This window comes from Silicimonas lutimaris, assembly GCF_047314965.1.
In the GTDB taxonomy this organism is placed as follows: Bacteria; Pseudomonadota; Alphaproteobacteria; order Rhodobacterales; family Rhodobacteraceae; genus JAVJUV01.
Genome location: NZ_JBLBVK010000055.1, coordinates 261,888 through 283,133, shown reverse-complemented (window position 1 = coordinate 283,133; position 21,246 = coordinate 261,888). Strand labels below are relative to the sequence as shown.

Sequence of the window (21,246 nt, the reverse complement as noted above, 5' to 3'; positions counted from 1 at the left end):
AGGACAAGCCGATGACCCATCCCGCCCTGACATCCGACTCCGTCGCCACCATCACCGGTGGCGCGGCCGGCATCGGCCTTGCGTCCGCCCGCCGCTTCGCCGCCATGGGTATGCGTCTGGCCATAGTCGACACGCGCTCCGAACTTCTCGGGCAGGCCGCCGACGAACTGATGGCGCTGGGCGCGCCCAACGTGATGACCTCCGATGCCGACGTCTCCGACCGCGCCCAACTCGAGGCGCTCGAAGCCGATATCGCCGATCGCTTCGGCGGCACAGATATTCTGATGAACAACGCCGGTATCCAGCCCGGCAGTTCCCTGTTCGGCGATGATGCCACCTGGCACCGCATCCTTGACGTGAATCTCTGGGGCATCATCAACGGTTCCCGCGTCTTCGCGCCCCGCATGATCTCGCGCGGCCGCCCCGGCGTCATCGTCAACACCGGCTCGAAACAGGGTATTACCACACCGCCCGGCGATCCCGCCTACAACGTCTCGAAAGCCGGCGTGAAGGCCTTCACCGAGGCGCTGGAGCACGAACTCAGGAATACCGAGGGCTGCAAGATCCACGCTCATCTCCTGATTCCGGGCTTCGTCTTCACCGACCTCACCAAGGGCGAGCGCACCGAGAAACCCGCAGGCGCATGGACCCCTGACCAACTGGCGGATTTCTTCATCGACAGCCTGAACAGGGGCGATTTCTACATTCTCTGTCCCGACAACGACGTCGACCGCGCCACGGACGAAAAGCGCATGGCCTGGGCCATTGGCGATATCATCGAGAACCGGCCGCCCTTGTCGCGCTGGCATCCGGAATACGGGGACGCCTTCAAGGCGTTCATCGAAAAGGGCTGACGCTCCGGTGAACGCCAAGTCAATTCTTCCTGGTCGAAATACGGCCGGGGGTGAGCCTTGGAACAAGGCGAGGGGGCTGGCCCCCTTCCGTGCCCATCGGGCGCGCGCAGCCATGACCACCCGCTTCACGCTGACGGTCGCCACATCGGCCGACGGGTTCATCTCGCGCTCGACCGACGAGCCGCCACAGGCCTGGGCTTCGCCCGAGGAGCAGGATCTCTTCTTTCGCGACGTCGAGGCCGCCGACTGGGCCGTAATGGGGCGCAACACTCATCTCGCCGCTGATCGTCCCGACCGAAGGAGAATAATTTTCTCCACGAAAACAGGGGGCTGGCAGCGGCCTACGCAGCTTTGGCTCGATCCCGAAACTCTCACACCCGCCGAACTTCCGACGCTCGTCAGCGATGTTCATGCCTTGGAGAATGGCCTGATCCTCGGCGGCACGCGCGTCCATGACTGGTTTCTTGCCCATGACGCGATCCACAAGGTTCATCTGACAATCGAGCCCGTCGCATTCGGAGAGGGACTCCCGATCTTCTCGGGCCAGCAGGACCGAGACCCCGTCACCACCTTCACGCGGCGCGGATTTCACATCCTGTCCGAAGACACGCTGAACGGAATTGGGACCCGCTACCTTGAACTCGTCCCCGACGCCCCTTGATCGTCCGACGTGCTGGGGGCACATATAAGGGGAAAGGAGGCAGACATGCTCCGCACTTTCGCAACCGCCTGCGTACTCGCAGCCCTCGCTTTTCCGGCCCACGCGTTCCTTGCGACGAACGAGCTGATCGTCGAGCCGTCAGCAGAGGGCAGTTTCCATGTCCCTTACCGCGGGTTGAACGGCGCGTCCGATTTCTGGTGTGCCGCCGGGGATTACGTCATCCGTCTTCTGCATCGGTCGCCCGATACGCGCATATTCCGACTGTCCAGCCCGCCGCGCCGGGCCGGGCAGGGCGTCACCTTCAGCCTCTCCTCCGAGGGAGCGAAAAAGACCGGTCTCCTGACCTTCGGCGATCGCCGCAGTGTAACTGCTTCGCATGCCCGGCAACTCTGCGAGGTTCCGCGCTTGATCGCGGACTGATCGAGTGGCCGAGATCTTGCAGATCGGCACTTCGGGGCCGGGACTATACGAGTTTACCGACAGGGCCGCTGCGCTCGCAAAGGGCGATGGTGTCATGACGCTCTTCGTCCGGCATACCTCCTGCTCGCTTTTCATCCAGGAAAACGCCGACCCCGAAGTTCGCAGCGATCTCAATGAGTTCTTCCGACGTCTTGTCCCGCCCTCCGACGATCCCTCGATGTCCTATCTGACCCATACCTACGAGGGCCCCGACGACATGCCGGCCCACATCAAGGCCGCGCTTCTGCCTGTCAGCTTGTCCATTCCCGTCATTTCGGGCCGTCTTGCGCTTGGAACCTGGCAGGGAATTTACCTTTTCGAACATCGCGCCCGTCCCCACCGCCGCGAGGTCGTGGTTACCCAGAGCGGATAAGCCAGCAGCCCGACCCGGTGCAATGAGGCAACGCATTTTACTTCCCGCATCTGGTGTGCCCAATTCGCCCCTACCCAAAATGCAGGCTCTCCCCTATAAGATGTGTGGGGCGGGCCAATCCTGGCCCAAGAAGGCAGGGAGAAGTGGCAGATGCGCTGCCCGTTTTGCGGAAATATCGACACTCAGGTGAAAGACTCGCGGCCGGCCGAGGATCACGTCGCCATCCGGCGCCGTCGTTTCTGCCCGGCATGCGGAGGACGCTTCACCACATACGAACGCGTTCAGTTGCGCGACCTCGTCGTCATCAAGTCCAACGGACGGCGCGAGGATTTCGACCGCGACAAACTGGAACGCTCGATCCGCATCGCCCTGCAGAAGCGCCCCGTCGAACACGAGCGCATGGACCAGATGATCTCGGGTATCGTGCGCCGGCTGGAATCTCTTGGGGAAACCGACATCCCCTCGACCACGATCGGTGAGATCGTGATGGAAACACTGGCGCGTATCGACACCGTCGCCTACGTCCGTTTCGCCAGCGTTTACAAGAATTTCCAGGCCGCCGACGATTTCGACAAATTCGTGAGCGAGCTGCGCCCACCGCAGAAGGACGAGTGACGGCAGACGACCGCCGCCACATGGCTCATGCGCTGGCGCTAGGCCGGCGCGGGCTTGGGCGCGTCTGGCCGAACCCCGCCGTTGGTTGCGTGATCGTCAGCGAAGGCCGTGTCATCGGGCGCGGCCGAACCTCTGATGGCGGCAGGCCGCACGCCGAGACCCAGGCGCTTTCGATGGCCGGAGACGCGGCCCGAGGCGCGACCGCCTATGTCACGCTGGAACCCTGTTCCCATTACGGCCAGACCCCACCCTGCGCCGAGGCCCTGATTGCCGCGGGAGTGTCGCGCGTCGTCGTCGGGGCAGGGGATCCCGATCCCAAGGTTAACGGCCGGGGCATCGCCATGCTGCGCGACGCGGGGATCGACGTCACGACGGGCGTTCTGGAAGCGGAGGCCTGCCGGGTGAACTCGGGGTTTCTCTCCCGTGTCACCCGTGGCCGCCCGCATCTGACACTGAAACTCGCCTTCAGTCTTGATGGACGGATCGCCACGGCCTCCGGCGAAAGCCGCTGGATCACCGGCCCCGAGGCACGGCGGATGGTGCACGCGCTGCGCGCCAGTCATGACGCCGTTATGGTCGGCGGCGGAACGGCCCGCGCGGACGACCCGGAACTCACCGTCCGCGACATGGGAGCCGATTTGCAGCCGGTCCGCATCGTTGCCTCGCGCAATCTCAACCTGCCCTGGCCGAGCCGTCTCGCCAGCACCATCGGTCACGCGCCCGTCTGGCTTGTCCATGGCGACACGGCGACCAGCAGCGAAGAGGTCACGCGCTGGGCTGAGGCAGGGGCACGCCTCCTGCCCGCCAAGGTCAAAGGCGGTCATCTCGATCCTGTTAACCTTTTAAAAACGCTGGCCGATCAGGGTCTCACCCGCGTGTTCTGCGAAGGCGGCGGCACATTTGCCGCGTCGCTCCTGTCAGCGGGATGCGTGGACGAACTTGTGGTCTTCACCGCCGGCCTTGCCATCGGGGCCGAGGGCCAGCCCGGAGTTGGAGTGATGGGCCTCTCGGCGCTGGCGGATGCCGAGCGCTTCCAACTGACCGAGACCCGCTGCATCGGCCCCGACGTGATGACACGCTGGCTGTCCCGGTCGTCTTCTTTCTGAGAGCACTCCGGCCGGATCTAACGCACTGCTATCGGCGCCGGAACGGAAGAAAGCGCTGCAATGACGCCATCCACCGGTTGACCGGCGGCACCTCGATTCCATCGACCAGGAGCGCCACGGCGTTCTCCGGCGAAAGCGGTGCCCCATTTCTCGGGTCGAAGTACCGCGGATACCCGATCAGGCAGGCATGCGCCAACTGGGCCAGCGTCACTTCGTGGCGCGCCCTGTGCGCGGGGCGCGTGACAAGGTCGCGGGTCAGTCCCCGCCCGGCATAGAACGGCATGCCAAGGCACGTCACCGGTTTTCCCCGGATCAGCGCCTCGAACCCCATCGTCGAAGTGATCGTCCAGATCTCGTCTGCCAGCCCGATCGCCTCCGCCGCGCCGATGTTCAGAAGTGCAATATCCGCCAGACCCTCGAGGTCGACCTCGGATACCGCGCCTTTGCGCAAACCCGCCTCCACGTCAGGATGTGGTTTCCACAGGATGCGTGCCTCCGGGTTCTCCGACCGGGCACGCCGCAGAAGATCGAGGTTCGTTCGCACCTCCGAGGTGCCGAAAGCCACCGAGGCATCGTCCTCGACCTGCCCGACGACAAGAAGTGTCCGGCCATCGGAGGGAAGATCGGGTGCCGGGGCCGAAATGTTGTATTTCGTCAAGTTTCCCGTGCGAATCCTGTGCATTAGGCTCTCGGCACGTCGGATTTCTCCATCAGGCAATTTGCCGGATTCGCCGATCAGACGGTCCAGACGGCTCTCAGTTGAGGCATCGAAGTAAAGCGACGGGCCGTCCAGCACCAGCGACAGGGGCGGGACAAGCGCAGCGCCGAGTCCGCGCGACCGCAGGAACCCGTCCTCCATCCTCAGCGCGCCTCCAGGGGCCTCTGCCATCCCCCAGACAACCGGTTGCCGGTCGCCGCCCGAGGGCGCGCGGCCGGCGAATTTCAGCGGAATCTCTCGCCCGAAACTCCGCCGCAGATGCGGCCGTTTCCACGCCTTCATGCCAATGGCGACATAGCCCTGCCTGTCTTCGCGCCAGGCGCGTGCCTCCGCCGCAAGCTGGTAGATCACGTCCTCCAGCTCGCATAGGCGATCGCGCACCGGATCGTACCACACCGGGTAAAGGATCATGGCCGCCGCGAAAAGCTGTGCCCGTGTCAGTATGCGCTCACGGCGGGGCGGGGCATTCTGGTCCTGCGTGAGGCCCCAGCCCGCGTAGAAGGGCTGTCCGAAAACACGGGGTTTCAGACCGGCGAAGATCGCCTCGAAGCCCAGTGTCGAGGAATGCGTATAGACCGCCACGGCGCCCTCGAAGAGGCGCCAAGGGCTGACGGGTTCCGTCACGAAACGCACACGCTCGGGCAATTGGGCGTCGTCGAAATGTCCGCGCCGCGCACCGGCCACGGTTTCGGGATGGGTCTTGATCAGGATCGGCAGGCCCGGATGTTCCTCGGCTGCGAAAGCCAGCATTTCGTTGAACTCGGCCGTCCCCGCGCCCATCAGCGCCGCGTCGCCTTCGGTCTGGTCCAGAACGACGACATAGCCGGGCTCGGGAACGTCCAGTTCCGGGTCGGTGGCCGAGTACTTCCCAAGATGCCAGTACCTTATGGTATCGATGGCCGCGCGCGCCCGGCCAAGAAGCGCACTGTCGTCCAGTGAATGCGTTGCGAGCAGTTTCTCCAGATCCGAAGGCTGTGAGCCGTCGAAATGAACCCCGATCCGGTCAAGGCACAGCCCCATCGGCGCTTCGCCCCGGACACGTCCGGGATGGACAGATCGCAGGAAGGCGTCCTCGACCGTCAGAACAGGCGCATCTCGCCATTCGGCCACGGCCTCGCCGCGCCACGCGGTCGGCGTGCGGCCCCAGACACCGACGAAGTCCTCTTCCCCCGGCAGGCCCACCGAGACGTCCCAGCCGGCAAGGTCCAGGATGCGCTTCAGCCGGCCTTCTGTCAGGAAGCCGCCCGAGTAGACACAAAGCCGCCGCCTGTTGTCAGGCGGCGGCGATGACGCGATGTCTTCCGTCAATTGCTGAGGTTCTGTACCGAAGCGGCGGTTCCGACCGGCGCGACAATAGCCTGCAGCACCTTGTTGAACTGGGTGTACGGAGCTTCGGTGACATAGACCGTGTCCTGGTCGCGGATTTCGAAATCGCGCGCCACGAACACGCCGTTCGGCGTCGTCAGGTCCAGGACATAGACCATGCGCTGCGTTCCCATCAGGTCGAAGCGGTTCAGAACCCGGTTGGCGATTTCGGCCGGTTCGTCCCGGAAGACGAAGATGCCGGTCGGGTCAGCCAGATTGGTATTGATGCCGCCGATGGTCGCCAGCGCCTCGATGGCGGAAACCGTCTGCGTCTCGAAAGGGACTTTTGCCTGAGCGCCGGTCGCGCCAAGCGCGGTATAGAAGCGCTCGTCTTCTTCGACCAGGATCCGGTCGCCCGCACGCAATGCGATATCCAGACGCGGATCCTCGTAGAGATCCTGCAGCCAGATCGTGCCCTTGTGGCCTCCGCGGATCAGCGTGATCTGCGTGATCTCAGGCGGCAGCGTGATGCCGCCCGCTTTCGCCAGCATCGCCGTCAGGGTACGCGTCGGACGCTCGATCGGGTAAACGCCCTGTGCACCGACGCCGCCAATCAGCGAAACAGTCGCGCCATCGCCGGCCAGGCGCTTCACGATGACCTGAGGGTCGGGGGTCTGTGCTTCCAGTTTCTCGGTAATGATGCGGCGGATCGCTTCCGGGGTGTTGCCCGCCGCGCGGATGCGTCCGGCATAAGGCACGAAGATGAAGCCGTCGCCATCGACCTGGATCTCTTCCAGCGCCGAGGCATTCGCGCCATCGACCGCCAGAAGCCCGTCATCGACGTTCTCCCAGATCATCATGCCAAGTGTGTCACCGGGGCGCACCGTATCCGATCCCAGCGCGCCGGCGTTCAGGAAGCCCTGCGAAAAACCAAGCGCCGGATCATAGGCCGTGGCCCGCGTGACGTGATCGTCCGCTGTTACGACGAACGCGTTGCCGTTGCGCTCGAACGATCCCGAGAAGATTTCGTTCTTCGTTGGACCGGAGCGGGGAAGGCCGCAACCGGAAAGGATGCTCGCGGCGACGCAAATGGCGACCCACCGCGAACGGGTGTTTTTTGTAACTGTCACTGCTCGGTCTCCTCGACCTTTTTTGCCTGCCTCGGCTATTTTGCAGGAAGCCTAGATCCGCGTTTCGCGATTTTCCAGTTTTACGACAGTCTTCTACAAGACGATGCGAAGGTGTTGCGGTGCCGCCGCATCTGCCCTGTCCGCCCCAAGCAGCCGTTCGGTCGGGCTTTCGGCGTCAAGCATGAGGTCCGGCAACTGGCGAAGCAGCTTTCTCCGGCTTCGGAAGGCATAGAACCCACCGGGCACCTGCGAGGTCGCCAGCAGGAAGGCGCGATAGGTCAGGTAGGCGTTACGGTCGGGTGTTTTCGGTGCCCGAAAAAAAGCCTCTGCGGACTGTTCCGACACGAAGTCTTCCCGCCGATAGACTGCCTCGCCGAAGGCCTTCAGCGGCAGTCCGCGCCACAAGGCCTGTTCGGCGGCGGTGGAGTTCACGGTGACAGCGCTCCGCGCCGCATCAAGAAGCCGCGCCAGCTTGCCGCCCGAGACGAAATGCACCCGGCCCTGCAGCCCGTGATCGCGGGCGAGGCGCCGGATGAGCGGACGAAGCGGCTCGCGCCCGTCTTCCAGCGGATGCGCCTTCAGGACCAGGTGGTGATGTCCGGGCGCGCCGGCCGCGAACCCCCGGAAGACCGCGTCCAGGAACGCGGCCTGGCTGTCGAATGGCCCGTTGTCACGGAAATTCGCATCATGGGCCAACTGCAGCAGTACCACGTGATAGGGAAACCCGCCCAGCCGGATGCGCTGGGTCGCCAGCCAGCGCCCCAGGCCCCGGTATGGCATCTCGAGAAGCCGGATCATGTGAAGCCTGAATTCGCGCCCGACACCGGGCGCGCGATGCGGCCGGAAGTTGGGATAGTGCCGGGCACCGCTCATCAGCAGCCCGTGATAGACCGCTCCCCAGAAAATATGCGCCTGCATGTCGCCCCAGCGGTCCGGGGCCTCGGTCAGGATCTGCCCTCCGGAGCGAAGCGCGCGATCCATCTCGTCAAGGCTCAACCTGGCCGTCGGGGACGCCGCATTCGCGCCGCCGCGCTCATAGGTCACCCAGTAGGGGCGCAGGTACCCCTCTTCCAGAACATGCGGCGTGAGTTCCCGTGCTTTCGCCAATTCCAGCGCCGCCCGATGCACGGGCCTCGTCGCGCCGTAACATACGATGTCGGTGATGCCATGCGTGTCCAGAAACAAGCCCAGCCAGCCAGGCCAGTCCTCGGGCGAACCTTGATAAGGAACATACCCGGGACCCCGCCAAAGCCGCTGATCTCCCGCGTTGAAACCAACCCGCCAGACCTCTGCGCCGGCGCCGCGCAGCCTTGCGGCCAGCCCCGCGAAGAAGGGTCCGTGCGGTCCCTGAAGGAAAAGAAAGCGCCGGGTGGGGTGGCGTGTTTGCATGGTCATGCCGCTGTCATAGGCAACAGCGCGCGTTCTGTCACCTGTGCGCGCGGCTTGCGCCGCCCCGGGAAGCGCATTACCCCGGAGACAAGAGAAGGAGAGCGGCCATGTTCACCGGAATCGTTACCGACATGGGCGAGGTTCTGAGCCTCGAACAGGCAGGCGACCTGACCGTCAGGATCGCGACATCCTACGACATCGACACGATCGACATCGGCGCGTCGATCGCCTGCGACGGCGTCTGCCTGACGGTCGTCGCGCTTGGCGTTGACCCGAAACCATGGTTCGAGGTGCAGGTCTCGGCGGAAAGCGTGTCGAAAACCAATCTCGATACCTGGGCCACCGGTCGGCGCATCAATCTCGAACGCGCACTGCGGGTCGGCGACGAACTCGGCGGTCACATCGTCTCGGGGCATGTCGACGGCGTCGCCGAGATCGTGGCCATGCGCGCCGAGGGCGACAGTACCCGCTTCACGTTCCGCGCGCCAAAGGACCTCGCGCGTTTCATCGCGCCCAAGGGCTCCGTGGCCCTGAATGGCACGTCCCTGACCGTCAACGAGGTCTCGGGTACGGATTTCGGCGTCAACATCATCCCCCACACCAAGGCCGTCACCACTTGGGGGGCTTCACGGGTGGGCGATCGGGTGAACCTCGAGATCGACACTCTGGCGCGCTACGTCGCCCGTCTGGCCGAGGCCGGATGAGCGGTCTCGGCCATAACAACGGCCCCACGATGGAGCGAGGCGGTTCATGGCGCCGCTACACCTGGACACGGGCGCGGGCCGAGCTTCTGCCGACCCTCCCGATCGAGGTTGCGCGCCGTCGCGTCAGGCGCGCGCAGGAACTGGGCATAGATTACAAATCCTATGCGGGCATCCGCGCCGCTACGGGCCGCGATATCGTGGCGCTCCTGTTCTCTTCGAACGCCCTCAGACTTTTGCGGGACAGCCGGATCGATGCCGCCCGTTCGGATCGGCTGGCGTCCCTTCGCCAGGTCGATTTCCTGGCCCTCGTTCATCCCCCTCACGATCCGGCGCGCACTGCCTCCGCCAACCCGATCCTGCTGGCTGCGGACAGGGCCCCCGGCCTGATCGAGACATGGTCCGAGACCCGCAGGCGCATTCATGCCCTGAAGGGAGGCATTCCCGCGGATGGCATCGTCGTGATCGGCGAGACCCATCTCGAACGCGGCTGGTCCGAAACGGCCCGGCTTGCGGGCTATATCGCCGCCGACCGCTACTTTCTCTGACCTCCGCACCGGTGCAGGGTGGGCGTGCGCAAACGTCACGTCCAAGCCGACCCCTACCTCTGGTCATCCTGCACACCATGGGCTAAGTGCACACCCTGAAAGCTGCCCCGGAACGCACCATGAGTTACGAGAAACCAGGACCCGTCGAAGAGAACTGGCGCGAAGCCATCTCGCCGGTCGATGAGATCATCGAAGATGCCAGGAACGGCAGGATGTTCATCCTTGTCGACCACGAGGATCGCGAGAACGAAGGCGACCTCGTCATCCCGGCACAGATGGCGACCCCCGAAGCGATCAACTTCATGGCTACCCATGGCCGCGGGCTGATCTGCCTGACGCTGACGGGCGAAAGGATCGACGCACTGGGCCTGCCTCTCATGGCGTCTCACAACTCGTCGCGTCACGAGACCGCCTTCACCGTCTCGATCGAAGCGCGCGAGGGCGTCTCCACCGGTATCTCGGCCCACGACCGGGCGCGCACCGTCGCTGTTGCGATCGATGCTGGCAAGACAGCTTCGGACATCGCGACCCCTGGCCACATCTTCCCGCTGCGCGCGCGCGATGGCGGCGTTCTGGTCCGCGCGGGCCATACCGAAGCGGCCGTCGACGTGGCGCGCCTTGCTGGCCTGAACCCCTCGGGCGTGATCTGCGAGATCATGAACGACGACGGCACCATGAGCCGCCTTCCCGAACTCGTCGCCTTCGCTCAGCGTCATAACCTCAAAATCGGCACCATAAGCGATCTGATCGCTTATCGCCGCCGTCACGACAATCTCGTGGCGGTGACGCGCGAAGACACCGTGACGTCGGAATTCGGCGGTGAATGGCAGATGCGCGTTTTCCGAGACACCGCGCACGGCGATGAGCATATCGCGCTGATCAAGGGCGATATCTCGGGCGATGAGCCTGTCCTCGTCCGCATGCACGCGCTCGACCCGATGATGGATGTCGTGGGGCTGGGGCCAAAAGGCCGCCGGAACGAATTCGGTGACGCGATGAACCTTATCGCAGCTGAGGGCAGGGGCGTCCTCGTCCTTCTGCGCGACACCACCATGAAGCTGGCTCCGGCCGATTCCGCCTCGCCCCAGACGCTCCGCCAGTACGGGCTTGGCGCTCAAATCCTGTCGTCTCTGGGGGTGGGGAAGATGATCCTCCTGACCAATTCGCCGAAACCGAAGGTCGTCGGCCTTGATGCCTACGGTCTCGAAATCGTGGGCACCCGCAAGGTATCGGAGCTGGGCTGATGGCAGGACATTCCGACAACGATCTCGGTCTTCCCGAATTCGCCGACCCGGTGAAAGTCGCCATCGTCATCGCGCCCTACTACAAGGCCATTTCCGAGGCCCAGCTGGCATCCGCCCGCTCGATCCTCGACGCTGCCGGTGCCGCGCACGAGACGATCGAGGTCACGGGCTCGCTTGAAATCCCGACTGCCATCGGCATCGCCAACCGGCTGTCCAACTTCGATGGCTTCGTGGCGCTGGGCTGCGTGATCCGCGGCCGCACCTCGCATTACGACGTTGTGGTCGAGCAATCGTCGCACGGCATCATGCTTCTCGGACTTCAGGGCCTCTGCATCGGCAACGGCATCATCACGGTCGAGAACATGGAGCAGGCCGAGGAACGCGCCGACGCCAAGCGCCTCGATACGGCAGGTGCCGCCGCCTCCGCGACGCTCCACCTGATCGCGCTTGCGCGCCGCTTCGGCGGTCAGCGGCGCAAGGCAGGCTTCACGCCCGGCGAATACCGGATCGCGGGCGACAACGACGGACCCGCCAACGCATGACCACCTCCAAACGCCAGATGAAATCCGCCGCGCGCCTTTACGCCGTGCAGGCGCTCTTCCAGATGGAGGCCGCCGGCCAGACCGTCGATTCCGTCCGCCGCGAGTTCGAGGATTTCCGCTTCGGTGCCGAATACGACGGCGAGCAGATGGCCGAGGGCGATATCGACCTCTTCCGCCAGATCACCGACGACGCGGTCAACTGGCAGGCGAAGATAGACAAGATGACCGACCGCGCGCTTGTCGCCAAATGGCCCATCGACCGCATCGATCCGACGCTGCGCGCGCTCTTCCGCGCCGCGGGCGCCGAACTGACCCAGGGTGAGGCGCCTCCGAAGGTGGTGATCAGCGAATATGTCGACGTCGCCAAGGCCTTCTTCCCCGAAGGCCGCGAGCCGAAATTCGTCAATGCCGTGCTGGACCACATGGCGCGCGAGGCCAGGCCGCAGTCGTTCTGAATAGGCGCTCTGCTGCCCATAGGAATACCTCTGACAACAAGCGATTGACGCTACCATGAACTCACCCGAATATCGCAGTGATTTCTGGAGGAGCATCACCCTGTCCGGTTGGCTTGAGAGCTTGGTCGAGACCTATGGTACCTTGGCCGTCTTCGTTGGAACCACCCTCGAAGGGGAGGCTGTCGCCATCGCGGGGGGCGTCATGGCGCACCGCGAGCATCTCTCGTTCTGGCCCGTCGCGCTGGCGGCGGCGACAGGCGGATACCTCTCTGACGTGGTGATCTACAGCCTCGGACGGAAATACAAGGATTCTCCCCGGCTGCGTGGCGCCCTCGAAAATCCCAAGGTGGCCCGTGTCGTGGCGAAGCTCTCGCTGAACATCGTCCTCTTCGCGCTGATTTTCCGGTTCATTCCCGGAATGCGGACGGCGGGGCCTGTCGCTTTGGCCACTCTCGGTATGCCTCCGCTGCAATATGGGTTCTACACCGGTCTCGCCGCGTTCGTGTGGGGCGTGACCGGCGTTATGCTTGGCTACTTCCTTGGTCACTCGGTCGAAGCGCTCTTCGGCGAACTGCATCGAATCGAGCACGCGCTGATCGCCCCGGCAATCGTGGCCGTGGTACTCGGCGGGGCGGTCTACCTCTGGCGGCGGCACCGACGCGCCACCCGCGAGGTCTGACGGCTGCCGGGGTTTCCGCTCCGCGTTAGTCGGCGTCCGTTCAGGCAGCATAGACGGTAAAGGCGGTGATTCACCGTGCGAAACTGATACCGCGCGCCGTCGTATCCCTGCTTGTCCCCGGAATTTGGCTTTTCCCGGCGCGTGCGTCAGGCCGGCATATTGTCGAAAAGGGCCTTGAGCGGACTCCAGCCGATAGCTTCGACTGCGCCAACAATTCCCCGTAATGGTCAAGTTCGTGCCGCAATCCGGAAATCTACGTTGGGTCAGACAAAAAAAGGGGCCGCCCAAACGAGGCGACCCCAAGATGCTTACAAAATTACTCGTTAACAACCTCTGAAGTGTCACCTGGCACGGTGGCACTTTTGAGGCGTCTTCCGACAGTCTTCAGGGCAATTTGATGAGGCGATTTCGCCATAAAGCACGCCCCGGCGTTTGGAAGAGGATTTTGCATCGATCCCGCCGGGGCGCGTGAAACGGGAGATACCCAACACTCACTCGAAAAGCTTACGCAACGTAAGGTTGTTTATGCAATACCATGCGCACCAAAAAGGAGAGTTGACTGCGCTGGAAAGGGATTTCCGGCAGTTTGAAATTTTGAGATTTTTGCGCAGATTTCCGATGTTTGTCGATTTTTCTAGATCCATAGTTAAAAATCGATTTAACCTTGTCCAGTAAGCACACAACGAACGGCATATCGCGACAGGGAGGAAGCCATGAAGCAGATCATTTGTGCGGCCGCAATAGCGGCTTTCGGAGCGGGAGCGGCGATGGCCGAGGAATTGCGGATCGGAACTGCAACCCTCGGTGGCGCCTTCTATCCGATCGGGCAGAGCATTTCGAACCTCGTCAACAAATACGCAGAAGGCGACATTTCGATGGTGCCGGTTGTGACGGCAGGATCGGTTCAGAACCCGCGGCTCATCGCATCGGGCGAAGTCGAGCTTGCGATTACAAACAACAACCTCGCCAGACTGGCCGTCGCTGGCAAAGGCCCCTACAGCGAAGGTGCGCTGGACATCAAGGCAGTCGCCGCTCTGCACCCGTCGGTGCTGCACATGATCACTCTGGAAGGCTCCGACATCGAGACGTTCGAGGATCTCAAAGGCAAGCGCGTCGCCGTCGGGCCGGCGGGCGGAGGAACGCTGGGTTTCCTTGATTTCCTTTTGCCGCTGCACGGTATGACGACCGATGACATTACGCCCAGTTTCCTCAGCTACGCGGATGGCTTCAGCCAGTTGACCGATGGCAATATTGACGCGGCGCTGGCGTTGTCCGGCTATCCGGCCGGCGCGGTTATGCAGGCCGCCGCTGGTGCAAAGCTGAAGTATATCGGTTTCAGCGAAGGCAAAATGGAAGAGGCTCTTGAGAAGAACTCGGCCTATAGCGCTGTGACGATCCCGGCTGAGGTCTACGGCACTGCGGAAGCCGGCACGGTGATTGGCGTGAACAACATGCTGATTGCGCCTGCAAGCGCCGACCCCGACACGATCGAGGCGGTTGTTCGAGCGATTTTCGATAACCTTGACGAGTTCAAGGCCGAGAATGCCAACGCCAAGCAGATCGATCCAGAGGCATCGAAGACCCTCTCCGTCCCACTGCACGAAGGTGCGGCACGCTACTTCGGGGACTGACCGGTTGCCGGAGACGCACTCCTCCGGCTTGAGGCGGAAGGCGCTGACCGAACCGGGCTTCTGGCTCGCGGTGACCGCCTTCTGCCTCGGCGTCTTTCACCTCGCTGTCGTTTCTGGAATTCTCCAGATGTCGACGCTGCCCATGCGCATCATCCACGTTGCGCTGGCCTTCTCCCTGTTGTTCGCGATCAAGCCAATGTCCGAGCGGATGAAAGGGACGGCGCTCGATCTTGCGGTCAAGATACTTCTGATCCTCGCCATTCTCGGCGCATCCTGGTGGATGCTGACGCGGTGGAAGGCCATCGCCTTTAGCGGCGGAATGACCCAGCCGGGAGATTTCTGGGCCGGGCTCGTGATCCTGATCGTCACCTTCGAGGCCGCGCGTCGCGGCATCGGCCTGATCCTCGCGGTGATCGCACTGGTCTTTTTCTCCTACGCATTCATAAGCCCTCTGCTGCCCGGCGTTTTGGAAGGGCGCGGCTACGGCCTCAATCGCATGGTGCTGTTCCTGACGACAGACACGGCGGGTGTGTTCGGCATCCCGATCGGGGTTGCCGCCACCTACATTATCGTCTTCACGATATTCGGGGCGCTCTTGTCGAATTTCGGAGCGGGCGACTTCTTCTTCGAGGTGTCGAGACGGGCAACGCGGGGCCTGCGAGCCGCCAGCGCGAAGTCGGCGGTGCTGTTTTCAACGCTTATCGGGATGGTCTCCGGCTCCGCAGCAGGCAATGTCGCTGTCACCGGGGTCGTGACAATTCCCCTGATGAAGCGGGAAGGCTACGCGCCCCATCAGGCCGGCGCGGTCGAGGCGGTTGCGTCGACGGGCGGTCAGCTGATGCCTCCGGTCATGGGTGCCGCTGCGTTCATCATGGCGGAAATCGTCGGCGTTCCCTACACGCAGATCATGGCGACAGCCATCCTGCCGGCGCTCATGTTTTTTGCCTCGGCCTTCATTATCGTGCATCTGCTGGCCGTCAAATCCGGCATTCAACCCAGCACGGCCGAAACCGCAGACGATCGGCCCCTGTCGAAAGTCCTCTGGCAGGGAATACCTTTCATCGCGGCCTTCGTGACGCTGCTGTCGCTGATGCTCTTGGGGTATTCGCCGTTCAAGGCTTCGCTCTGGGGCATGGTCGCTTTGCTTGCCGGAGACATCGTCCTGCACCGGAAGATCGACGGTAGCTTTCTGAAGCGTGTTGCAACCGGCATTGCCGAAGGAGCTCAGAGCGTTGTGACTATCTCCGCGGCCTGCGCGGCCGCAGGGATCATCGCCGGCACGCTCGGCATAACCGGCCTCGGCTCCAAGATCGCGGTCTTGATCGAAGCGGCATCCGGCGGATGGCTGTTTCTGGCGCTTCTTTTCACGATGATCACGTCGATTGTCCTCGGTATGGGCCTGCCCACCACGGCCGCCTACCTGATACTGGCCACGGTCGTGGCGCCTGCACTGGTCAAGCTCGGTGTGCCCGTCCTGACCGCGCATTTCTTCGTCTTCTACTATGGGTGCATATCGACCATCACACCGCCCGTTGCCCTGGCCGCCTACGTGGCCGGCGGCATCGCAGGGGCCGACGTCAACAAGGTCGGCTGGACCGCCGCCGCCTATGCGCTGACCAGCTTCGTCCTGCCATTTGCATTTGTCTTCGCTCCGTCGCTGACGCTGCACGGCAATGCGATAGAGAACATGATGGCCGTGGTCACCGGTTTCGCGGGGATCGCCGCCGTCGCGATTGGTCTTGTGGGCTGTGTCAGCAAGCCATTGACGTGGCCGCTGCGCATCGTGGCGCTTGTCTCTGGCGGATGTCTTTTGTTTCAGGGCTGGGGCTCGGCGCTGATTGGCGGCGTCTTGCTGGCCGCAGTCGTGATCGCCGACCGGCGCCATGCGATGCAAACCAAGGAGGTATGAGCGATGAGGGAATTCCGCAGGATCGTCACTGGCCACGATGAGAATGGGAAATCGGTCGTGATCAGCGACAGTATCGCCACCCAATACCTCGAGCGGCCAAACCGCCCGGGCGTGCGCCTGACGAATTTCTGGATCGAGCGTGGCAGCCCGGCCGAGTATGATGGCCCAACCGAGACCTGCACCGGCGATTTCGTTCTGCATCCACCGCCCCTCGGCAGCACCTTCCGCTGTGTTGAGTTCCTGCCGGAAGACACGAAGGTGCTGGCCACGCTGGACGGAAGATCGGCATTCGCCGAAATGGGCGCCGGCGACAACATCGTCGAGGGCGCGCGGCATCCATTCCATCACCGAACCAACAGTCTTGACTATGCAATCGTCCTGACCGGCGAAATCTGGATGGTGATGGACTCCGAAGAGGAAGACACGCTGCTCAGGGCAGGCGATGTCGTCATCCAGCGCGGCAACAACCATGCATGGTCAAACCGAGGGACGGAGCCGTGCATTATCGCCTTTGTCCTGATCGACGGTGTGACCCGAAGAGATGCGCCAGAGGCCGATCAGAAGGGAATTCCGCGCCGGTGACGAGGACCGCCGGAGAGTAGTGGGATCAAACACTTTGGACAGGAAAGCGTGTTTCTGGGGCGTCCCGGCCAGAGCCGCGCATCCTTCTCAAATTCGAAATCGCGCAAGCAATCCGTGGTGATCGGATCCGAGCAGAGGCCTCTTTTCGACCTCCGCACCTGAGGTCGACGGAACAAGCACGTGGTCGATCGCCAGCGGGACCAGAGGGCTGAAGCGGGGGAAGGTCACAGAGATGCGACCGACAACCCTCGATCCGGCAGCGCGTTCTATTCGCGCGACGCTGTATCCACTGCGTACCATGTTGAAGTCTCCGCCAACCACGATCTCGCCGTCGAGTTTGGAAATCACCTCTTCGATCCCTTTGGCCTGTGACCATTGCTTGTATGGGAAGGGCCAGCGCAGATGTACGGATGCGACCCAGATCTTCTTGTGACCAAGGTCCACCCGGGCAAGTGCGAGATTGAGATCGGGGTAGCAGCGGGTCTCGACCTCCGAGAGTTTGTGCCGCGTCAGGACGGCGACGCCCCTTGGTCCGTTGCCTCGGCAAATGATGCTGCCCGGGTACTCCACAAGCAGGCTCTCCAACGCGTTCAGGTTCCGCTCCGACAGTTCCTGCAAGGTGACGAAGTCAGGAGCGGTTCTCGCTATGTCGGACCGGACCATCCCGGGCGTGGCGTTCGAGAAAAGCAGGTTTTTCTGGTACAGCGAGTACTCACTATGACCGACCGACCTCGGCAGGGTCGCCGTGGCCAGTTGGGGGATGGCGCTTCCGACCGCGGCTAGAGCGAGAATTGCTCCGAATGCGGTTTTGCCTTTTGCCGGCAAAAGCAGCGCCACGGTTCCGGCCATGATCGCAAGGTGAAGGCGAAAGACCGCCAAGGCATCCGCCAGAGGCAACCACTCGCCGAGATAGCTGAGCAAGAAAAGCGACATGGCAACGCAGCCGAAAGCGTACAGCAGTACGACCGCCGACAAGCGGCGGGTCTTCCGGGAAACGGTTGCCGGGGACGAGAACGACGTCCAGCCGTTGACGGCAGAGGAGAGGTTTCGGGAGACCTGTGCGTACATCTGGCAGTTTTCTTCAAAAGCGGCTGTCGGTGCTCTCTTGAAGGGAGCCGCGCAGAGAGACCAGTCGGCTTTGGTATTGTGTCGCTCTCTTTCGTAGTGCGTGTCCCGCGAAGGTATTGGCAGAGCAGGATGGGGATCGCGCGGAGCCGGTGAACGTCCAACCGGCCGCTGCCTTGATCCGGACTTAACCTTCGTTACCGCGCGCACCACATCTGGTTGCGCGAAAGAGATGGCGCATACCGTTGCCATACGTTTTGCCGACGGATTGCATACGCTTTGCAGACCGGTGCTTGCGCCCGGAATCTCGAAAAAACAAAGGGTTAATCCTTGAAAGGGGGTTGCGCGACGCCCCGACAGCGGACGTTGCGCCCGCTCAGCAGTTTGGCACGTTCACGGCCAGTCCGCCGAGAGCGGTTTCCTTGTATTTCTCGCTCATGTCGGCACCGGTCTGGCGCATCGTCTCGATAGCCGCATCCAGCGGGACAAAGTGCTTTCCGTCGCCCCGCATCGCCAGCGAGGCCGCGCTGACCGCCTTGATCGCACCCAACCCATTGCGCTCGATACAGGGCACCTGGACCAGCCCCTTCACCGGATCGCAGGTCATGCCCAGATGATGCTCCAGTGCGATTTCTGCTGCGTTTTCAACCTGCTCCGGTGTCCCTCCCAGGACAGCGGCCAGTCCTGCGGCGGCCATGGCGCTGGCCGATCCCACCTCTGCCTGGCATCCGCACTCGGCCCCGCTGATCGAAGCGTTGAACTTGACCAGTCCCCCGATTGCCGCGGCCGTCAGTAGGAAATCCCCCAGTCGTTTCTCGGAAGCGCCGGGCACATGGTCAAGCCAGTAGCGGATCGTCGCGGGCACCACGCCCGCCGCCCCGTTGGTGGGTGCGGTCACCACCTGGCCTCCGGCGGCGTTTTCTTCGTTCACCGCCATGGCATAGACGCTGATCCAGTCGTTGATCGTGTGCGGTGCATTCAGGTTCATCCCCCGCTCAGCCTCCAGCGCGCGCCGAATTCCAGCCGCCCGCCGACGCACTTTCAGCCCGCCCGGAAGGATGCCATCCGTCTCTAACCCTTTGTCCATACAGGATTTCATGACCTGCCAAATGCGCGACATGCCGCGCTCCAGTTCAGCCGGACCCATCCGCGAAAGCTCGTTGGCACGCTTCAGTTCGGCCACGGTCTTTCCCGTCGCCGCGCACATTTCCAACATCTCGGCCGCAGTCTTGAACGGATAGGGCACCGGTGCGCCGTCGTCCGTGTCTTTGCCCTCTGCCAGCTCCTTTTCGCTCAAGACAAAGCCGCCGCCCACGGAATAGAACGTCTCCTGAACCGTCACGTCGCCCTGTGCATCCGTGGCCATCAGGATCAGGCCATTGGCATGACCGGGCAGGGGCGGACCATAGTCGAAGATCAGGTCGGCTTCTGGGTCAAAGGATAGGGCGTCGAACCCTTCGGGTGAAACGTGTTTCGTCTCCTGTATTGCCGACAACGCGGACTCAGCCTTCTCGGCGTCGTAGCTATCAGGCAGAAACCCGGCCAGTCCAAGAATTACTGCACGGTCAGTTGCATGTCCCACGCCGGTGAAGGCGAGAGACCCATGAAGGGAGGCCCTCAAGCCCGACACGCGAAACGGCGACACTCGCAACTGATCCAGAAAACGCGCTGCCGCCACCATTGGCCCCATTGTATGCGACGAGGATGGACCGACTCCGATCTTGAACATGTCGAAAACGCTTAGAAACATCAGGCTGATCCATCTTGCGGGCTTCGAGATTGATGCCCTTTTTCTCGCAGTCAAGGACGCTGGTAAACGGCGTAAAGCGACCCATTTTCGCCCTCGTTCCGTCCTTCTTCGGCCCAGTGCCCCGGTTATTCAACCTAAAGATGGTTCACTAGGATTTTTGCTGCATGTCGCTTCTCGAAGATGTCGCCGATGGAATGGCCCAGAGGGCCGTCAAACTCGTTCTCAGCACCGGGAACGACAGTCTCGAACGACGCGTCGCCGATGAGATCGGTGCCTCATCACCGACTTTGCAGGAGGCATTCCTGACCGCCATGCGAATTCGAAAGGCCGAGGCTCGCGGTCACGCTCTCCTGGACAAGTACGAAAGGGGCGAAAACATCCCGAAAGCAGCGATTTCGGCGCAACCTCAGGACAGCGGGCACTGACGTCGGGTCAGAAGCCTCCCTGAGCCAGCCAGACGAGAACGATACCGATCGCCATGGCCCCGAGGCCGATCGTGCGTCGGGTCTCGATCGGCATCTCCGAAATGAGTTTTATCAATTCCTCGAGACGTGAAGGGGCCAGTGCGAACACCAGCCCCTCGAAAACCAGTACAAGGCCAAGGCCGAGTAGAACAAGTTCCAAGCCCGTCCCTCGTCAGTTCGCGTTTGGAGTGCCGGAAAGACCTGCGCCGTCGAGGAATTCGAAGAATTCGCTGTCGGGCGTGATGACCAGCGTCGAGTTCGAGCCCTTGAGCGCGTTCTCATATGCGGTCAACGACCTATAGAACCGGAAGAATTCTTCGTCGGCGCTGTAGGCCGCGGCAAAGATTCCGTTCCGCTCGGCATCGGCTTCACCGCGAATGATTTCGGCTTCCCGCTGTGCGTCAGAGACCAGTTCGACCACGGTACGATCGGCCTGAGCCTGTACGCGCTGCGCGGCTTCTGCGCCCCGCGCGCGTTCATCCGTCGCCTCACGTTCCCGCTCGGCCCTCATCCGGTCGAACGTTGCGCCAAGGTTCTGGTCCGGAAGGTTGGTTTGCTTGAGGCGCACGTCAACCACGTCCAATCCGAACTCGGCGGCACGGCCATCGGCGCGAACCCTGATGCGGTCCATAAGGGTAGAACGCTCTGCGGAAAGAATGGTGTTCGACGTGACGCCCTCGGCACCTAGCACTGCCCGGATGTTGTCATTGAGCACGTCAGCAAGTTGGCTCTCTGCTTCGCGCAGGCCACCAGCGCCGACAGCTTGGCGGAACCGGACCACATCGGCGATCCGGTACCGAGCAAACGCATCGACCACGAGACGACGGTCATCCGACGGCGTTACCTCGATCGGAGGTGTATCGAGCGACAGGATCCTGTCGTCGTAACGCACGACTTCCTGGATGAACGGTATCTTGAAAGCCAATCCGGGGTCTTCCTTGACGGCCTTGATCTGACCGAACTGAAGGACCAAGGCCTTTTCGCGTTCGTCGACGATGAAAATGGAGGACAGAACGCCCACAACGGCTACGAAAAGCGCGCCGACCAAAAATGTTCCGCTACGCAT

23 protein-coding genes are annotated in these 21,246 nt (G+C 62.8%); 16 read left to right on the top strand and 7 right to left on the bottom strand.

All coding sequences use genetic code 11. From position 1 onward, the window contains the following. Window positions 1–11: 11 nt before the first annotated feature. From ACKLNI_RS17340 to ribD, 6 genes are all read left to right on the top strand, one after another. Entirely contained in the window at window positions 12–854 is an 843-nt protein-coding gene (locus ACKLNI_RS17340; protein ID WP_413720347.1) for an SDR family NAD(P)-dependent oxidoreductase, read from the top strand. Between the two features lie 112 nt (window positions 855–966). After that, window positions 967–1,515 (top strand): dihydrofolate reductase family protein, encoded by a 549-nt coding sequence (locus tag ACKLNI_RS17335; protein WP_413720346.1) that lies wholly within the window; start codon window positions 967–969, stop codon window positions 1,513–1,515. 45 nt (window positions 1,516–1,560) lie between these two features. Next, window positions 1,561–1,935: a hypothetical protein gene (locus ACKLNI_RS17330; RefSeq protein ID WP_413720345.1), complete on the top strand. Its 375-nt coding sequence runs from the start codon at window positions 1,561–1,563 to the stop codon at window positions 1,933–1,935. 4 nt (window positions 1,936–1,939) lie between these two features. After that, window positions 1,940–2,347: a secondary thiamine-phosphate synthase enzyme YjbQ gene (locus ACKLNI_RS17325; RefSeq protein WP_413720344.1), complete on the top strand. Its 408-nt coding sequence runs from the start codon at window positions 1,940–1,942 to the stop codon at window positions 2,345–2,347. A gap of 150 nt (window positions 2,348–2,497) precedes the next feature. Then, window positions 2,498–2,962: a transcriptional regulator NrdR gene (nrdR, locus tag ACKLNI_RS17320; RefSeq protein ID WP_413720343.1), complete on the top strand. Its 465-nt coding sequence runs from the start codon at window positions 2,498–2,500 to the stop codon at window positions 2,960–2,962. Then, window positions 2,959–4,068 (top strand): bifunctional diaminohydroxyphosphoribosylaminopyrimidine deaminase/5-amino-6-(5-phosphoribosylamino)uracil reductase RibD, encoded by a 1,110-nt coding sequence (ribD, locus tag ACKLNI_RS17315; protein WP_413720342.1) that lies wholly within the window; start codon window positions 2,959–2,961, stop codon window positions 4,066–4,068. The genes nrdR and ribD overlap by 4 nt, the downstream gene beginning before the upstream one ends. A 28-nt stretch (window positions 4,069–4,096) precedes the next feature. Here the strand turns inward: ribD and ACKLNI_RS17310 are convergent, their stop codons facing one another. The 3 genes from ACKLNI_RS17310 to ACKLNI_RS17300 form a co-directional block, all read right to left on the bottom strand. Next, on the bottom strand, window positions 4,097–6,094 hold the full coding sequence (locus tag ACKLNI_RS17310; RefSeq protein WP_413720341.1) for a capsule polysaccharide biogenesis protein: 1,998 nt from the start codon (window positions 6,092–6,094) through the stop codon (window positions 4,097–4,099). Further along, window positions 6,091–7,221, bottom strand: a complete 1,131-nt coding sequence (locus ACKLNI_RS17305; protein ID WP_413720340.1) for a polysaccharide biosynthesis/export family protein — start codon at window positions 7,219–7,221, stop codon at window positions 6,091–6,093. The genes ACKLNI_RS17310 and ACKLNI_RS17305 overlap by 4 nt, the downstream gene beginning before the upstream one ends. Window positions 7,222–7,314: 93 nt before the next feature. After that, the gene (locus ACKLNI_RS17300) at window positions 7,315–8,616 is read right to left on the bottom strand and encodes a capsule polysaccharide biogenesis protein (RefSeq protein WP_413720339.1); all 1,302 of its coding nucleotides are present in this window, start codon (window positions 8,614–8,616) and stop codon (window positions 7,315–7,317) included. Between the two features lie 101 nt (window positions 8,617–8,717). Between ACKLNI_RS17300 and ACKLNI_RS17295 the strand changes: the two genes are divergently transcribed. The 9 genes from ACKLNI_RS17295 to ACKLNI_RS17255 all read left to right on the top strand — a co-directional run bounded on the left by ACKLNI_RS17295 (window position 8,718) and on the right by ACKLNI_RS17255 (window position 16,901). Beyond that, window positions 8,718–9,314, top strand: a complete 597-nt coding sequence (locus ACKLNI_RS17295) for a riboflavin synthase (protein ID WP_413720338.1) — start codon at window positions 8,718–8,720, stop codon at window positions 9,312–9,314. Continuing rightward, window positions 9,311–9,859: a hypothetical protein gene (locus ACKLNI_RS17290; RefSeq protein ID WP_413720337.1), complete on the top strand. Its 549-nt coding sequence runs from the start codon at window positions 9,311–9,313 to the stop codon at window positions 9,857–9,859. The genes ACKLNI_RS17295 and ACKLNI_RS17290 overlap by 4 nt, the downstream gene beginning before the upstream one ends. A gap of 119 nt (window positions 9,860–9,978) precedes the next feature. Then, window positions 9,979–11,103, top strand: a complete 1,125-nt coding sequence (gene ribB, locus ACKLNI_RS17285) for a 3,4-dihydroxy-2-butanone-4-phosphate synthase (RefSeq protein ID WP_413720336.1) — start codon at window positions 9,979–9,981, stop codon at window positions 11,101–11,103. Beyond that, window positions 11,103–11,645: a 6,7-dimethyl-8-ribityllumazine synthase gene (locus ACKLNI_RS17280; RefSeq protein ID WP_413720335.1), complete on the top strand. Its 543-nt coding sequence runs from the start codon at window positions 11,103–11,105 to the stop codon at window positions 11,643–11,645. Before ribB ends, ACKLNI_RS17280 begins: the two co-directional genes overlap by 1 nt. After that, complete coding sequence (gene nusB / locus ACKLNI_RS17275; RefSeq protein ID WP_413720334.1) at window positions 11,642–12,100, top strand: transcription antitermination factor NusB; 459 nt, start codon at window positions 11,642–11,644, stop codon at window positions 12,098–12,100. Before ACKLNI_RS17280 ends, nusB begins: the two co-directional genes overlap by 4 nt. 55 nt (window positions 12,101–12,155) lie before the next feature. Beyond that, window positions 12,156–12,779, top strand: coding sequence for a DedA family protein (locus tag ACKLNI_RS17270; RefSeq protein WP_413720333.1), 624 nt, complete (start codon window positions 12,156–12,158; stop codon window positions 12,777–12,779). A gap of 713 nt (window positions 12,780–13,492) precedes the next feature. Next, the gene (locus ACKLNI_RS17265; RefSeq protein ID WP_413720332.1) at window positions 13,493–14,410 is read left to right on the top strand and encodes a TAXI family TRAP transporter solute-binding subunit; all 918 of its coding nucleotides are present in this window, start codon (window positions 13,493–13,495) and stop codon (window positions 14,408–14,410) included. Window positions 14,411–14,438: 28 nt separating this feature from the next. Next, on the top strand, window positions 14,439–16,319 hold the full coding sequence (locus tag ACKLNI_RS17260; protein WP_413720331.1) for a TRAP transporter permease: 1,881 nt from the start codon (window positions 14,439–14,441) through the stop codon (window positions 16,317–16,319). 3 nt (window positions 16,320–16,322) lie between these two features. Further along, entirely contained in the window at window positions 16,323–16,901 is a 579-nt protein-coding gene (locus ACKLNI_RS17255; protein ID WP_413720330.1) for a cupin domain-containing protein, read from the top strand. 87 nt (window positions 16,902–16,988) lie between these two features. On the opposite strand, the gene ACKLNI_RS17250 is transcribed toward ACKLNI_RS17255, so the two are convergent. Together ACKLNI_RS17250 and ACKLNI_RS17245 are read right to left on the bottom strand one after the other, a co-directional pair. Then, entirely contained in the window at window positions 16,989–17,969 is a 981-nt protein-coding gene (locus ACKLNI_RS17250) for an endonuclease/exonuclease/phosphatase family protein (RefSeq protein WP_413720329.1), read from the bottom strand. Between the two features lie 373 nt (window positions 17,970–18,342). Then, complete coding sequence (locus tag ACKLNI_RS17245; protein ID WP_413720328.1) at window positions 18,343–19,716, bottom strand: L-serine ammonia-lyase; 1,374 nt, start codon at window positions 19,714–19,716, stop codon at window positions 18,343–18,345. A 164-nt stretch (window positions 19,717–19,880) separates the two neighbouring features. Here ACKLNI_RS17245 and ACKLNI_RS17240 point away from each other — a divergent pair, with 164 nt between their 5' ends. Next, window positions 19,881–20,141, top strand: coding sequence for a hypothetical protein (locus ACKLNI_RS17240; protein WP_413720327.1), 261 nt, complete (start codon window positions 19,881–19,883; stop codon window positions 20,139–20,141). A 7-nt stretch (window positions 20,142–20,148) separates the two neighbouring features. Here the strand turns inward: ACKLNI_RS17240 and ACKLNI_RS17235 are convergent, their stop codons facing one another. Then, window positions 20,149–20,340: a DUF2065 domain-containing protein gene (locus ACKLNI_RS17235; RefSeq protein ID WP_413720326.1), complete on the bottom strand. Its 192-nt coding sequence runs from the start codon at window positions 20,338–20,340 to the stop codon at window positions 20,149–20,151. A 12-nt stretch (window positions 20,341–20,352) separates the two neighbouring features. After that, on the bottom strand, window positions 20,353–21,246 hold the full coding sequence (gene hflC / locus ACKLNI_RS17230; protein ID WP_413720325.1) for a protease modulator HflC: 894 nt from the start codon (window positions 21,244–21,246) through the stop codon (window positions 20,353–20,355).